The organism is Massilia sp. BHUDP2, assembly GCF_046236355.1.
In the GTDB taxonomy this organism is placed as follows: domain Bacteria; phylum Pseudomonadota; class Gammaproteobacteria; order Burkholderiales; family Burkholderiaceae_D; genus Telluria; species Telluria varians.
In genome coordinates this window covers 428,023-441,684 of record NZ_JBJUVW010000003.1, presented here as the reverse complement: position 1 = coordinate 441,684, position 13,662 = coordinate 428,023, and the positions used below count along the sequence as shown (strand labels likewise).

11 protein-coding genes are annotated in these 13,662 nt (G+C 66.5%); 7 read left to right on the top strand and 4 right to left on the bottom strand.

Annotated features, from left to right (window positions below; all coding sequences use genetic code 11):
- Positions 1 to 31 precede the first annotated feature (31 nt).
- Positions 32 to 700 carry a TonB family protein gene (locus tag ACK6C6_RS18685; RefSeq protein ID WP_409268689.1) on the bottom strand — a complete coding sequence of 223 codons (669 nt, stop codon included), beginning with the start codon at positions 698 to 700 and terminating at the stop codon, positions 32 to 34.
- A 328-nt stretch (positions 701 to 1,028) separates the two neighbouring features.
- Between ACK6C6_RS18685 and ACK6C6_RS18680 the strand changes: the two genes are divergently transcribed.
- The 6 genes from ACK6C6_RS18680 (at position 1,029) to ACK6C6_RS18655 (ending at position 7,839) form a co-directional block, all read left to right on the top strand.
- Positions 1,029 to 1,682, top strand: a complete 654-nt coding sequence (locus ACK6C6_RS18680) for a response regulator transcription factor (RefSeq protein ID WP_027867316.1) — start codon at positions 1,029 to 1,031, stop codon at positions 1,680 to 1,682.
- 8 nt (positions 1,683 to 1,690) lie between these two features.
- Positions 1,691 to 2,623: a hypothetical protein gene (locus ACK6C6_RS18675; protein ID WP_051996309.1), complete on the top strand. Its 933-nt coding sequence runs from the start codon at positions 1,691 to 1,693 to the stop codon at positions 2,621 to 2,623.
- Entirely contained in the window at positions 2,620 to 4,134 is a 1,515-nt protein-coding gene (locus ACK6C6_RS18670) for an ATP-binding protein (protein WP_409268688.1), read from the top strand. Before ACK6C6_RS18675 ends, ACK6C6_RS18670 begins: the two co-directional genes overlap by 4 nt.
- A gap of 17 nt (positions 4,135 to 4,151) precedes the next feature.
- Positions 4,152 to 5,840, top strand: a complete 1,689-nt coding sequence (locus ACK6C6_RS18665) for a M14 family zinc carboxypeptidase (RefSeq protein WP_409268687.1) — start codon at positions 4,152 to 4,154, stop codon at positions 5,838 to 5,840.
- A 23-nt stretch (positions 5,841 to 5,863) separates the two neighbouring features.
- On the top strand, positions 5,864 to 6,367 hold the full coding sequence (locus ACK6C6_RS18660; protein ID WP_209589841.1) for a hypothetical protein: 504 nt from the start codon (positions 5,864 to 5,866) through the stop codon (positions 6,365 to 6,367).
- Between the two features lie 158 nt (positions 6,368 to 6,525).
- On the top strand, positions 6,526 to 7,839 hold the full coding sequence (locus ACK6C6_RS18655; protein WP_409268685.1) for an alpha/beta hydrolase family protein: 1,314 nt from the start codon (positions 6,526 to 6,528) through the stop codon (positions 7,837 to 7,839).
- Between the two features lie 36 nt (positions 7,840 to 7,875).
- Here ACK6C6_RS18655 and ACK6C6_RS18650 read toward each other — a convergent pair whose 3' ends face one another.
- The 3 genes from ACK6C6_RS18650 to ACK6C6_RS18640 form a co-directional block, all read right to left on the bottom strand.
- A complete protein-coding gene (locus ACK6C6_RS18650) occupies positions 7,876 to 9,681 on the bottom strand; it encodes a DUF885 domain-containing protein (RefSeq protein ID WP_409268684.1) in 1,806 nt (601 codons plus the stop codon).
- 16 nt (positions 9,682 to 9,697) lie between these two features.
- Positions 9,698 to 10,834, bottom strand: coding sequence for a branched-chain amino acid ABC transporter substrate-binding protein (locus ACK6C6_RS18645; protein ID WP_409268683.1), 1,137 nt, complete (start codon positions 10,832 to 10,834; stop codon positions 9,698 to 9,700).
- Positions 10,835 to 10,921: 87 nt separating this feature from the next.
- Positions 10,922 to 11,407, bottom strand: coding sequence for an Lrp/AsnC family transcriptional regulator (locus tag ACK6C6_RS18640; RefSeq protein WP_027867309.1), 486 nt, complete (start codon positions 11,405 to 11,407; stop codon positions 10,922 to 10,924).
- Between the two features lie 146 nt (positions 11,408 to 11,553).
- Between ACK6C6_RS18640 and ACK6C6_RS18635 the strand changes: the two genes are divergently transcribed.
- The gene (locus ACK6C6_RS18635) at positions 11,554 to 13,521 is read left to right on the top strand and encodes an aminotransferase class V-fold PLP-dependent enzyme (RefSeq protein ID WP_409268682.1); all 1,968 of its coding nucleotides are present in this window, start codon (positions 11,554 to 11,556) and stop codon (positions 13,519 to 13,521) included.
- Positions 13,522 to 13,662 lie beyond the last annotated feature (141 nt).

Here is a 13,662-nt window from a genome sequence, read left to right as displayed (position 1 = left end):
GAAAAGCGGGCAAAGAAGGGAACGGGAATGTTTATTCGAGCGTCCAGACGTAGGCGATCTGCCCCCATCCGGGCTGCGCGACGCCGTTGTTCATGGCGGGTTTGAACTGGCACAGGCTCAGGGCATTCAGCGCGGCACGGTCCAGCTCGCGGTGGCCGCTGGTTCTCTGGACCCGCGCATCCTGCACCCGGCCGTCGGCGCCGACCAGCAGGGCCAGGGTCACGGTGCCGGTGTCGCCGTTGCGCGCCGCGTTGATTGGATAGTCCGGCTTGGCGCAGCCCTCGGCATTGGCCAGCACGGCGCTGCCCATCTGGCCCGGCGTGCTGCCGGGCTTGGCCGCCGGAGTGGGCGGGACGTCGTTGGCGACCGGCTGCGCCGGTTCGACAAGCGGATCAGGTTCGGTAGTGGCCTGGATCGGTTCCTCGAGCGGGGGCAGGGGCACCTCGACTTCCGGCTTCGGCACCACGATCGGCGGTGGCTTGACGGCCTTCACCACGGGCTGCGGCGGCTCCGGCGGAGGAGGCGGGGGCGTCTGAGGCTGGATCCAGACCGTGGCGTCTTCGATCAGCTTGGGCAGGGTGATGCTCTTGGAGTTCATCACATTGATCAGGCCCATGCCTACCAGCACGTGCAGGCCGGCGACGACTGCGAACTTGCCGGCCTTGCCGCCGGTTCCATCGTTGAGTTGCGTGAAGTGCATGGCGATCTCCTCTTCTTGTTGGGTTCTACGATTGCATCGCAGAACTTTTTGCTTAAGGAAAGATATGCATCTGACAGCTGATGGAATGAATATATGCTAGGGCTTGGTAGTCTGTAAAGCTATTTATTGGTAATTTTGCTTCCGGTTGTAAGTCTTCTTGGCGTAAAAGCAGAGAATGGCTGGGGTCTCGCGTCGCGGCCCGTTGTATGAAATAATCCTTGTATACCCCGCATGCTTTCTGTCCCTTGGCACACAGTCCTCCACAGATTGGTAAGCGAATGACAGTGTCATATTGCGTGCGCAAAAGCGGGTGATCAACAGGAGTGAAATGGTGTCCGAACAGAAAAAACCGATCCGCGTGATGCTTGCGGACGACCACCCGATCGTCATGACCGGCTTTGCCATGTCCCTGGAGGCGGCCGGCATGCAAGTGGTGGGGCAGGCCAAGACCCCGAGCGAGGCGGTGGCGCTGTATGCGTCCCAGCAACCCGACGTCGTCATCCTCGACATGCGCTTCGGGACCGAGCTCACCGGCCTCGATGCCGCGCAGAGCATCCTGAAGGATGACCCGCGCGCCAAGATCATCTTCCTGAGCCAGTTTGACCAGGACAGCCTGATCAAGGAAACCTACCGCATGGGCGCGCATGCCTTCGTCACCAAGGACTGCGACCCGTCCGACCTGGTGACCGCGGTGCGCCACGCGCATGACGGCAAGCTCTACTTCCTGCCGCAGATCGCCTCGCGCCTGGCCAGCATGGCGGTGCGCGGCGACGTGACGCCGCAGTCGCAGCTCGACGAGCGCGGGCTGGAGATCTTCAAGCTGATGGCCGAAGGCCTGACCAACGCGGAGATCGCCGAGAAGCTCGACCTGTCGACCAAGACCATCAGCAACATCAGCCAGTCGATCAAGGAAAAGCTGGGCGTGCACCGCCAGGCCAACATTACCCTGCTGGCCGTGAAGCACGGCCTGATCGAACCTTAAACAAGCCGATGCGCCTCACGACGTCCCTGCGCGCGGCCGCGGCTGCGCTTGCGCTCCTTGCCGGCGTGGCCCAGGCGCAGCTTGTGGATCCGGTCCGCAAGGACGACGAGATCACCGGCTATCGCTTCCAGATCCTCACCGGCGACGACAGCGAGGTCACGCGCCGCATCGCCGAAGACCTGTACAAGCGCCTGGTGCCCACCTTCGCCGGTTTTCGCACCGAACTGGGCCAGAGCCGCCGCATGCTCTACGTGGCCATCGGCCCGGCCGCGCTGCGCGACGCCGTGGCGCGCCGCTGCGATTGCGTGATCATTTCCGCCTTCACCTCCAGCCAGGTGTGGCGCGCGCTCACCGCCAAGACCCCGGCCGCGCGCGCCGGCCTGATCACCGCCGTGTATGCCGAGCCGGCGCCGCCCGACCAGCTGCGCCTGGCCGCGCTGCTGTACGGGCGCCCGGTGCGGGTCGGCGCCATCCTCGGCGAAGACACCACCTTCCTGCGCCCGGCACTGGAGCCGGAGGTGGAAGTGCAGCCCTTCGCCCTGGGGGACGACATCAACCACACGCTCAACCGCATGACGCGCTCCGAAGTGCTGCTGGCCATGCCCGACGGCGACGTCTACAACCCCGAGAACGTGCGCAACATCCTGCTCTCGACCTACCGCCGCAAGCAGGGCGTGATCGGATTCTCGGCCGACATGGTGAAGGTCGGCGCGCTGGCCACCACCTATTCCGAGATCGAGGACATCAATACCCAGGTGGCCGAGATCGCGGCCGCCTTTGTCGTCACCGGCAACCTGCCGCCGCCGCAGTTCCCGCGCTACTTCCGCACCGTGGTCAACGAGGGCGTGGCGCGCTCGCTCGACGTGCGCGTGACCGACGGCGCGCGCCGCTTCTCGAACCTGCCGGCGCGGCTGACGGCACGGCAGGCGGCCAAGCCATGAAACTGCGCTTCTGGCGCGGCTGGAGCATCGGCCGGCGCATGGCCTTCATCACCATGCTGCCGGTGACCTTCCTGTTCACCGCCTTCGTGTGGTACTCGTATTATTCGCACCGCGCCCAGGTGGCCGAGGAACTGGCCGAGCGCGGGCGCACCCTGGCGCGCGCGCTGGCCGAGACCAGCGAATACAACGTCATCTCGGGCAACCTGTCCGACCTGCGCCTGACCATCAACGGCCTGGTGCAGTCCGACAGCAGCATCTACCGCATCGAAGTGGTGGGCGTGGACGGCCTCCAGGCCGTGCGCGTCGATTCCGAATCGGCCATCGACGCCCAGTCGCACCACTACGAGGCGCCGATCAAGAAGCAGGTGGTGTGGATCAACCTGTTCACCGACAACGGCACCCCGCACGTGTCGGCCTCGAGCGACCTGCGTCCACCCACCCTCACCACCGAGATCGTCGGCTGGGTGCGGGTGACGATGTCGCCCTCGAACATGATGGCCAAGCAGACCCGGCGCTTCCGCTTCGAGGTGGGCATGGCCGCGCTGGCGCTGGTGGTCAGCGGCGTGCTGGCCTGGGTGCTGGCGCGCTCGCTCACGGTGCCGCTGCGCGAGGCGATCGGCGCGCTGAGCCGCATCCGCAACGGCGACTTCCGCGTGCACCTGCCGGTCACGACCGGCGGCGAGGTGGGCGAGCTGCAGGCCTCGATCGGCGAGATGTCCCTGGCCCTGGACGAATCCAAGCGCGACCTGGAAAACAAGGTGGCCGAGCGCACCCGCGACCTGCTGGCCTCGCGCAACGAGGCGCTGCGCGCCGACGCCGACAAGCGCAAGCTGATCCAGAAGGTCAATTCCATCATCGAGGACGAGCGCAAGAGCATCGCGGTCGAGATCCACGACGAACTGAACGCGTCCCTGATCGCCGCGCGCCTGGAGGCGCAGTCGATCGGCGCACTGGCCGCCAAGGCGCCGCAAAGTGCGGAAGTCGAGGAGATCGGGCGCAAGTCGCAGGCCATCACCAAGCTCGCACTCGACCTGTACGCCAACGGCCGCCGCCTGGTGCGGCGCCTGCGCCCCGAGGTGCTCGACATGCTCGGCCTGCACGGCGCGGTGGAAGAGATGGTGCGCCACTACGACGGCAGCTCGGGCTGCAGCTTCGAATTCCACGGCGAGGGCGATTTCTCGCGCCTGTCGAACGAGCTGGCGATTTCCGCCTACCGCATCGTGCAGGAAGCGCTGTCGAACGTGATGAAGCACGCCCACGCCACCTCCGCCCAGGTGCGCCTGGTGCTGGACGAAGGCGCGCAGACCCTGCGCATCGTGGTCGCGGACGACGGCAACGGCTTCGATCCGGCCAGCGCCTCGGAAGGCATCGGCATCATCGGCATGCGCGAACGCGTCTACGCCGTGCATGGCGTGATGGACGTGCGCTCCAGCGTCGGCGGCGGCACGGTGGTGGCGATCACGCTGCCGCTGCATGCGCCGGCGACCGTCGTGCCTGCCCCAACGGTTTAACTCCCTATAAAGTCATTATGTCCACTGAACTGCTGACGCCCTTCGAAAAGGGCAACCTGAACCAGACCACCACGCATGGCGAATGCATCGCCTGGTACGAAGACCTCGCGCGCCGCTATCCGGACGTGCTGCGCTTCGAGCAGGTGGGCGTGTCGGACGCCGGCGTGCCGATCCACGCGGGCGTGGTGAGCAGCGACGGCGTGTTCGACCGCGGCGACATCAAGCGCGCGGGCCGCCCGGTCTTCTTCAACAACAACGGCATCCATCCGGGCGAGCCGGAAGGCGTGGACGCCTGCATGGCGCTGGTGCGCGACTTCTGCACCCAGCCCGAGCGCCTCGCAGCGCTGGGCCGCACCGTGTTCCTGTTCGTCCCGCTGTACAACGTGGACGGCAGCCTGAACCGCGCCGATACCTCGCGCGTGAACCAGGACGGCCCGGAGCAGTTCGGCTTCCGCGGCATGAGCCGCCACCTCGACCTGAACCGCGACTTCATCAAGTGCGACAGCCTGACCGCGCAGGTGTTCAACAAGCTGTTCACGGCCTGGGACCCGGACGTGATGGTCGACACCCACACCTCCAACGGCGCTGACTACAGCTACACCATGACCCTGATCCACACCCAGCCGGACAAGCTGGGCGGCGAGCTGGGCGAGTTCCTGCGCTCGACCATGCTGCCGGCGATGTACGAAGGCATGCAGCAGCGCGGCTGGCCGACCTGCCCCTACGTGAACCCGGTCAAGGACAGCCCGGACCACGGCATCGCCGACTTCCTCGAGACGGCGCGCTTCTCGACCGGCTACGCGGCCCTGCACCACACCATCGGCTTCATGCCCGAGACCCACATGCTCAAGCCCTTCAAGGACCGCTACGCGTCGATGCGCGCGCTGGTCGAGACCGCGCTGGAATTCACCGTGCAGAACGCCGGGCAGATCCAGGCGCTGCGCCGCGCCGCCAGGCAGCTGGGCCGCACCCGCGCCGAATGGCCGATCCACTGGGCGATGGACGAGGCGAACCCGGACAGCTTCCGCTTCAAGGGCTACGAAGCCGGGTACAAGCCGAGCGTGCTGGGCACCTATTCGCGCCTGTGGTACGACCGCAGCAAGCCCTGGGAGCGCGACATCGCCTGGTACAACCGCTTCCCGGCCGACATCACCGTGCCGGCGCCGCGCGCCTACGTGGTGCCGCAACAGTGGCGCGAGGCGATCGAGCGCCTGCAGTGGAACGGCGTGCGCATGGAACGTGTCGAAGCGGATCGCGTGGAGGAGGTGGATTATTACCACATCGTGTCGGTGAGCTCGCGTCCGAACGCCTACGAAGGCCACATGTTCCATGACGACGTGGTGCTGGAAAAGCGCCGCGGCCAGGTCCAGCTGCGCGCGGGCGATGTCATCGTGCCGCTCGACCAGGACCATGCGCGTTACGCGGTCGAGACGCTCGAGCCGCTGGGCCACGACAGCTTCTTCCGCTGGGGCTTCTTCAACAGCGTGCTGGAGAAGAAGGAAGCGTATTCGGATTACGTGTTCGAGGACCACGCGGCCGAACTGCTCAACGACGAGCCGGCGCTGGCCGCCAAGTTCGAGGCGTGGAAGGAGGCCAATCCGGCGCTGCTGTCGAACCAGGAGGCGGTGCTCGACTTCATCTTCGCCAATTGCGAGCGCTATCGCGAGCCGGAGTGGAGGCGGTATCCGGTGTTCATGATCGGTTGAACTTCACGACGCGAGGCGCTGATATGAAGAAGCCCTGTTACGTGTTTATCCTTGCTCTTGTTTTCTCGAACCAGGATGCACGCGCCTGCATGCCGCTGCCTCGAGATCGGTATGCCGAGACCGTAGAAAGAGTGAAGGAACGGCTCGCCAGCGTCGACTCGGTCGAGCTGGTGACGCTGCAACGCGCCGAAGTCGTCAAGGTAAAGGGCGGCGGGATCGACTTCGAAATGGACGCAGAACGCGCTGTTTTCAGGGTTGACCGTGTGTACAAGGGAAAGTCAAAGCCTGGCGATATCCTGGTGACCACGTCTTTCAGCGCTTGTGCTTTCAGTGTCGTCGGCAACCCGCGATTCAAGACGGCCATCGACGGCTCGACCGGCAAGCCGTACATCCCGTCGAAACAGTGGCTGATCTATCGAAACGCCGGGCAGAGGACCGAAATCACCGACTCGGACCTGACGCGCCCGATCGATTTGGCCGGGTTCGACGTAAAGGTCCTGGACCGTATCGTCAGAACGCCTCGCTGAGTCAACCGGCACGGCGGCCGCGCGGCCAGAAGCGACGCTATCGAAACGAGAATGCGCCGACCCGTGCATGCCTTGCGGCGAAGCGGTGAAGCGCCTCCACAATCTCTCCATGATGTGTCCGTATCCTGCCTGGACTCACCACCATCCGGATACCTGCCATGAATAGTCTCCTCGTACGCGTTGCCGCTTCCCTGGCCCTGGTCGCATGCGCACCCACGGCGTTTGCCGAATCCACGATCAAGCGCTACATGTTCTCGACGCAGAAGGCGGAAGACGTCAACACGGAACTCGGCAAGATGAACGTGAAGCTCAGCGAGGAATGGAAAGCGCCGGCAAGGGGACAGCCGATGCGCATCACGGGAGTCGGAAGCAGCGGCTTCCCGACCAGCTTCCTGATAGAACAGGCCGGTGGCGGTTTTCATGTCTACGCCGAACGCCGCCGTCCGCAACACCCGACCGCGCCCCTGCCGTATGTCACGCAGGAGGTCGTTTTCGACACGCCCGATCCGGCGGTGTCACCGGTGGGGACACTCAGCTATCCGGCGGCAGGCGGTCCTTTTCCCGGTGTCGTGCTGCTTGCAGGCACCGGGCCGCATGACCGGGATGGGGGAATGTCCCTGCACAAGACGCTGGCGGTGTTGGCGGATCATCTGACCCGGCAGGGCTTTGCCGTGCTTCGGTACGACAAACGGGGCGTCGGGCTGACGGGAGGCAGACGGCATCCCGACTCGACCACCGACGACTACGCCGCCGACGCGCTGGCTGCCGTACGCTTCCTGAAAATCCAGCCGAATGTCCGCGCATCCCGGATCGGCATCGTCGGGCACAGCGAAGGCGGCATCATCGCGTCCATGGTGGCGGCGCAGGCGCCGGCGGACGTCCGCTTCATCGTCATGCTCGGCGGTACCGGCCTGCCCGGCATCGACATCAAGAGCCTGCAGGACGCGGCCGCCCGCCGCGCCGAAGGCATGGACGAGTCCCTCGTCCTGCTCAACCGGTCGCAGGAACGCGAGCTGTTCGAGATCGCCGCAAGCGGCCGGACCCGGGCCGATGCGCTCGTGGCCATGCGGGCGGCCACGCATGCCTTGCCGCCGGCGACCAGGACCGCACTCGAGATTCCGCCGGAAGGGATCCCCGACGAAGCCTTCGAGGCCTTGCTGACGCCCTGGTTCCGGCGCTTCCTGTCACTGGACCCGCGCCAGTATCTCAAGCGCGTCACCTGCCCGGTGCTGGCCCTGGGAGGAGAGAAGGACCTCCAGGTTCCGCCCGCCGAGAACCTGAAAGAGATCGAGCGTGCCCTCGCAAGCCGCTCTCCCCAGAGCGTCGTGCGCCAGCTCCCTGGCCTCAACCACAGCTTCCAGACTGCCAGGACCGGCAAGGCCAGCGAGTATTTTGTGATCGAGGAAACGGTCGCACCGTCTGCACTTACTTTAATGTCGGCATGGATGAAGAAGGTAACCGGGCACGAATGAAAAAAAGCCGGGGAAATCCCCGGCTTCGTCCCAGCCTTACCTGGTCTCGGCAATCCACCGATCAACCTTCGCCTCCAGCACCGCCAGCGGCAGCGTGCCTTCGCCCAGCACGATCTCGTGGAACTTCGGCAGGCTGAACTTCTCGCCCAGTGCGCTTTCCGCGCGCTTGCGCAGCTCCATGATCTTCAGCGAGCCGATCTTGTAGCCCAGCGCCTGTCCCGGCCACACCATGTAGCGTTCGATCTGCGCCCGTGCCTCGGCTTCCGAGTAGCCCAGCGTGTCCTGGAAATAGGTGATGGCCCGGTCCCGGCTCCAGCCCTTCGCGTGCAGGCCGGTATCCACCACCAGGCGAGCCGCGCGCAGCATCTCGTCGTTCAGGTGGCCGAAGTAATCCTCGGGCTTGTCGAACAGGCCCATCTCCTTGCCCAGGGTTTCGGCATACAGCGCCCAGCCCTCGGTGAAGGCGTTGTTGCCCCCGAACTTGCGGAAGTTCGGCAGGCCCAGTTCCTGCACCAGCGCGATGTGGAAGTGGTGGCCCGGCTGGCCTTCATGCAGGTAGAGCGTGACCATGCCGGTGCTGCCGTACAGCTTAGGATCGTTCACCACCGACCAGAACACGCCCGGGCGCGAGCCGTCCGCGGCCGGCGGGGTGTAGTGGTCCGAGGCGGTGGCGCGCGACAGTTCCGGCTCCAGGCGCAGGTCGAGCGGCGCCTTCGGCATCAGGGTGAACAGGGCCGGCAGCTTGGCGCGCACCTTGGTGTCCAGCTCGCGGTACACGTCGATCACCTGCTGGTCCGAGGTGAAGGGCTTGTATTTCGGCTGCTCCGCCACCCAGCGCGGCAGGCCGGCCGCCGGGCCGGTGTAGCCCATCTTGGGGCCGGTCACGGCGTACTCGCCCTGGATGCGCGCCACTTCCTTCAGGCCGATCTCGTGGATCTGCTCGGGCGTGAGGCTGGTGGTGGTCATCGCCGCCACGCGCGCCGCATACCAGGCGGCGCCGTCCGGCAGGGCGTTCCAGCCGGCGCTGGTGCGCGTCTTCGGCAGGTAGTCCTTTTCCAGGTAGGTCGCCAGGCGCTTGAGCGCCGGATTGAGCTTGTTCGCGATCGTCTTGCGGTAGGCCTGCGTCAGGCTGCGCTTTTCAAGAGCCGTGAAGCTGGCCGGCATGTTCTTGATCGGCGTGTAGAAGATGCTCGCCTCGGTCTTGCCCGCTACCAGCTGTTTAAATTGCGGCAGGGCGGACTGCATCGGCTCGCGCGGCTGCACCACGCCGCGCTTGACGCCTTCGCGCATGTTGGCGATCGACTGGTCGATGTGCGGCACCAGCTGCGCCAGGCGGCTCAGGTAGGCGCGGTAGTCGCGCACGGTGTTCAGGGGCTGGGCGCCCTGGCCGCCGGCGTAGTTCGCCAGGATCACCGGCATGCTGAGCATCTGGTCGATCGGGATCAGGTGTTCCGGGAAGGCGGCCAGGCGCAGCGCGCTGTTCAGTTCGAACTTGAGGATGTCGTAGCTGGTCTGGTCGCGCGCTCCCAGGCGCTCGCGCGGAATGCCCGACAAGCGCTTGAGGTAGCTGCGGTAGAGCGCGAACTGCTGCTCGCGCAGCTTCGGCGAGATCGACAGGCCCAGCTTGTCGTTGAAGCGGCTGTCGCCGCTCTCGGTGGCCCACACCGGCTCGAAGCGGGCCAGCGACTCGTAGTACTCGTCGGCCAGCGCATTGAGCTGGCGGCTTTCCGCGCTGGCGGCGGCGGAAGCCGGCTTGGGGGCGTCGGCCTGGGAGGCCGCGGCCGGCCCGCAGGCCAGCAGCGCTGCCGCCGCCAGGCTTGCGAGCTTGAAGCTTGCGTTCATGGTGTTTCCTTGTGAATCAGTAGCTGGCCAGCGGCGTCAGTGCGCCGTTCTTGAAGGTGTAGACCGTGACGGCCGTCTTCTTCAGGTTGCCCTTCGGGTCATAGCCGTAGGTGCCCACCACGCCCTGGTAGCTGATGCTGTGCATGGCCGCGCCGACCTTGGCGGCATCGACCGAGTTGGCCGACTTCATGGCCTGGGCGATGAACTTGGTCTGGTCGTAGAACGAGGGCGCATACACGTCCGGGTCGCGCTTGAAGCGGGCCTTGTAGGCGTTGATGAAGGCGGGGCCGCCCGGCTGCTTGGCGACGATCGCCCCGGCCTGGGCGCAGCGCACGTTCTCGCCGACCGCCGGGCCACCCAGCTTGGCCATCTCCGGGCTGCACAGGGTGTCGCCGCCCAGCAGCGGCACGTTCAGGCCGAGCGCCTTCATCTGGCGTGCCATCGGCGCGGCCTGCGGGGCATAGCCGCCGAAGAAGACGGCATCCACGCGCTTGGCCTTGAGCGAGGTGAGGATGGCGGCGAAGTCGGTCGCCTTGTCGGTGGTGTACTCGTGGCCGGCGACCTTCATGCCGTTGGCGGCGGCCTGGCGCTTGAATTCCATGGCGACGCCCTGGCCGAAGGCGGTGCGGTCGTCGATCACGCCGACGTTCTTCACTTTCAGTTCCTTGGCCGCGTAGGCCGCCACCGAGCCGCCCACCTGGGTGTCGCTGGCGACGATGCGGAACACGGTCGGGTAGCCGGACTGGGTGATCTTGGGATTGGTGCCGACGGTCGACATCAGGATGCCGTTGTCGTTGTAGACGCGCGAAGCGGGAATCGCCACGCCCGAGTTGTACGGGCCGAGCACGAACTTCACCTTGGCGTCGGCGAATTTCTGCGCCACGTTGACGCCCTGTTTCGGGTCGCCCTGGTCGTCTTCGGACTGCAGTTCGAAGCGGATCGTATTGCCGCCGATCTGGAGCTTCTGCGCGTTGAGTTCTTCGATGGCGAGGCGTACGCCGTTCTCGTTGTCCTTGCCGGCGAAGGCGTTGGAACCGGACAGCGGGCCGCTCACGCCGATTTTGACGACCTGTTCGGCGGCGTTGGCGGTATTGACGTCGATGGCGAGCAGCGCGGCCAGCGCGAGCGGCGCCATGTGCAGTTTGGATGGCATTCCCTGGGTCTCCGTTGTGTTCGAAACGGACGCCATCATGACATGAAACCCGGCGCCGGTTAAGCAGCGCAACGTGTGCTTACAAGCTTACGCCGGCAGCCCGTGCGAGATCAACTCCAGCGGCAGCGCGGTGGTGCACTTGATCTGCTCCATCGAGAAGGCCGAGGACACCCCGGTCAGGCGCGCGGTCTTGATCAGCTTCTTGTAGAAACGGTCATAGCCCGCGATGTCGGTGGTGACGACCTTGAGCAGGTAGTCGACATCGCCGCTCATGCGGTGGAACTCGAGCACTTCCGGCAGCGCGACCACGGCCGCGGCGAAGCGCGCCAGCCATTTTTCGTCGTGTTCGGTGGTGCGCACGCTGACGAACACCGTCACCGGCAGGCCGACCTTCTCGCGGTTGACGATGCTGACCCGGCTTTCGATATAGCCCTCTTCCTCGAGGCGCTTGACGCGCTTCCAGCAGGGCGTGCTGGACAGGCCGACCTTTTCGCTGAGGCCGGAAATGGAGAGGGTGGCATCCGCCTGTAACGCGGCAAGAATAGCGCAATCAAACTTGTCGAGTGAGTTCATTTTCACTATATCGATATATCGAGAACGTATATGCCAATTCCGCGCCATAAAGCGGATAAATTAGGATATGTTTACTGGCGCGACTCCGTAACATACTCATCAACAATAACACGATCCGCAGCAACTAATTACTTTTTTGTAATGTGATGATGAACAACGAAGTTTACCTCGACGCCAACGCCACCTCGCCGGTCCTCCCGGCAGCCATCGAAGCGGCGACGGCCGTCATGCAGGACTGCTTCGGCAACCCGAGCAGCAGCCATGCCTGCGGCCTGCGCGCCAAGGCTCTGCTCGACGCCACCCGCGCCCGGGCGCGCCGCGTGCTGGGCGCCGCCACGGGGCGGATGATGTTCACCAGCGGCGCCACCGAAGGCATCCAGACCGCGGTGCTGTCGGCGCTGTGCGCGGTGCGCGAACGGCGCGCGCGCGGCGAAGCCTGCGGCGACCTGCTGCTCTACGGCGCCACTGAGCACAAGGCGGTGCCGGAAAGCCTGGCGCACTGGAACCGCGTGCTCGGTACCGGGCTGGAGCTGCGCGCGCTGCCGGTCGACGGCGACGGCCGCCACCGCCTGGACCTGCTGCGCGAACTGGCGCCGCGTGCCGCTTTTGTGTGCACCATGGCCGCCAACAACGAAACCGGCGTGGTGTCCGACCTGGACGGCATCGCCCGCGTGCTGCAGGAAACCGGCAGTCCGGCGCTGTGGATGGTCGACTGCGTGCAGGCGCTCGGCAAGCTGCCGCTCGGCCTCGACGCCACCCGCATCGACTATGCGCCCTTCTCGGGCCACAAGCTGTATGCGCCCAAGGGCATCGGCCTGCTGTACGTGCGCGAGGGCGCGCCCTACACGCCGCTGATGTGCGGCGGCGGCCAGGAAGCCGGGCAGCGCTCCGGCACCGAGAACATGGGCGGCATCGCCGCTCTTGGAGCGGTGCTCGGCGCGCTGGAGGAGGGCACGACTTTCCGCAGCCACGCCCAGTTGCGCGGCTACCGCGACCGCCTTGCGGCAAGCCTGCGCGAAGCCTTCCCGGGCCTGGTGTTCAATGCACCGCTCGAACATGCCCTGCCCACCACGCTGAATTTCTCGGTGCCTGGCCTGGGCAGCAAGGAGCTGCTCGACCTGTTCGATGCCGCCGGCGTGCGCGTCAGCGCGGGTTCGGCCTGTTCGGCCGCCAAGGCGGCGCCAAGCTACGTGCTCGATGCGATGGGCGTGCCCCTGGAGCGCAGCGCGTCGGCCGTGCGCCTGTCCTTCGGCCCGCTGGTGGATGACGACTTCATCGAGAGCGCCTGCGCCCGGATCGCGCACTGCGGCCGCGCGCTGGCGCAGGCCAGGCCGGCGGCGCGCCTGCAACAGCTGGAGGCGGGCGGCGCCAGCGGCTGGCTGCTGTTCGACGACGAGGGCCGCCACTGCATCGCGATCGATCCGCCCGAAGCGCTGGCGGCGCGCATTGCCGCCGACCTGAGCACGCGCGAATGCCGCCTGCTGGCCTGTTTCGCCACCAGCCATGGCGCCGGCGGCGCCGACGCGCTATGCGACATCCTGGGCCTGACACCGGGCTGGCCGGGCGGCGCGCAGCAGGTGGAATTCGCCGGCGCCAGGCTCGACGCCGTCAAGCTGGGCCAGGACGTGTTGGCGAAACACGGCGACGGCTACCTGCTGGGGCGTCCGGAAAACGGCGTGCTGGCCGCAGGCGCGGTGCGCTTCGTGTTCGGCGCCGCTCCTGGGACCGAGGGCTTCGACGCCGCCCTGTGTTGTCACCGGATCGGCGAACCCGCGGTGTCGCGGCCCGGCGCCGAGGCCCTGCCCGACGAAGGCATCGACCTCGACCCGACCACGGCCGCCGCCTACCTGGCGGCCCACCCCGACGCCCTGCTGGTCGACGTGCGCGAGCTGCCGGAACACGCGGCGGCCTGCGCCCAGCTGCGCGGACGTGGCGCGCAGCACGTGCCGCTGTCGCAGCTGGCCGGGCAGGCTGCACACTGGCTGCGCGAGCCCCGTCCGCTGGTGTTCCTGTGCCGCAGCGGCAACCGCAGCGCCCGCGCCGCGCGCCTGCTGCGCCGTCTCGGGCACGCCCAGGCCTGGCATGTGGCCGGAGGACTGGCGCTGGCCAGCTGAATCCCCCGCCTGTGTACGGCACCGCACAGTAGCTACCGCTGGCTTCTTCTAGCATGGCGGTGGCCGTGCGCGCCCTGCGTTTCCCTTCCCATCGACCTGCTTCAGGCGCGCCGCGCGCCGGCGGTCGACAGCGCGCGCCTC

What these genes read in the sequence shown, in the direction of transcription:
- ACK6C6_RS18685 (WP_409268689.1), bottom strand. Translation starts at nt 700, where the DNA reads ATGCACTTCACGCAACTCAACGATGGAACCGGCGGCAAGGCCGGCAAG.
- ACK6C6_RS18680 (WP_027867316.1), top strand. Translation starts at nt 1,029, where the DNA reads ATGGTGTCCGAACAGAAAAAACCGATCCGCGTGATGCTTGCGGACGAC.
- ACK6C6_RS18675 (WP_051996309.1), top strand. Translation starts at nt 1,691, where the DNA reads ATGCGCCTCACGACGTCCCTGCGCGCGGCCGCGGCTGCGCTTGCGCTC.
- ACK6C6_RS18670 (WP_409268688.1), top strand. Translation starts at nt 2,620, where the DNA reads ATGAAACTGCGCTTCTGGCGCGGCTGGAGCATCGGCCGGCGCATGGCC.
- ACK6C6_RS18665 (WP_409268687.1), top strand. Translation starts at nt 4,152, where the DNA reads ATGTCCACTGAACTGCTGACGCCCTTCGAAAAGGGCAACCTGAACCAG.
- ACK6C6_RS18660 (WP_209589841.1), top strand. Translation starts at nt 5,864, where the DNA reads ATGAAGAAGCCCTGTTACGTGTTTATCCTTGCTCTTGTTTTCTCGAAC.
- ACK6C6_RS18655 (WP_409268685.1), top strand. Translation starts at nt 6,526, where the DNA reads ATGAATAGTCTCCTCGTACGCGTTGCCGCTTCCCTGGCCCTGGTCGCA.
- ACK6C6_RS18650 (WP_409268684.1), bottom strand. Translation starts at nt 9,681, where the DNA reads ATGAACGCAAGCTTCAAGCTCGCAAGCCTGGCGGCGGCAGCGCTGCTG.
- ACK6C6_RS18645 (WP_409268683.1), bottom strand. Translation starts at nt 10,834, where the DNA reads ATGCCATCCAAACTGCACATGGCGCCGCTCGCGCTGGCCGCGCTGCTC.
- ACK6C6_RS18640 (WP_027867309.1), bottom strand. Translation starts at nt 11,407, where the DNA reads ATGAACTCACTCGACAAGTTTGATTGCGCTATTCTTGCCGCGTTACAG.
- ACK6C6_RS18635 (WP_409268682.1), top strand. Translation starts at nt 11,554, where the DNA reads ATGATGAACAACGAAGTTTACCTCGACGCCAACGCCACCTCGCCGGTC.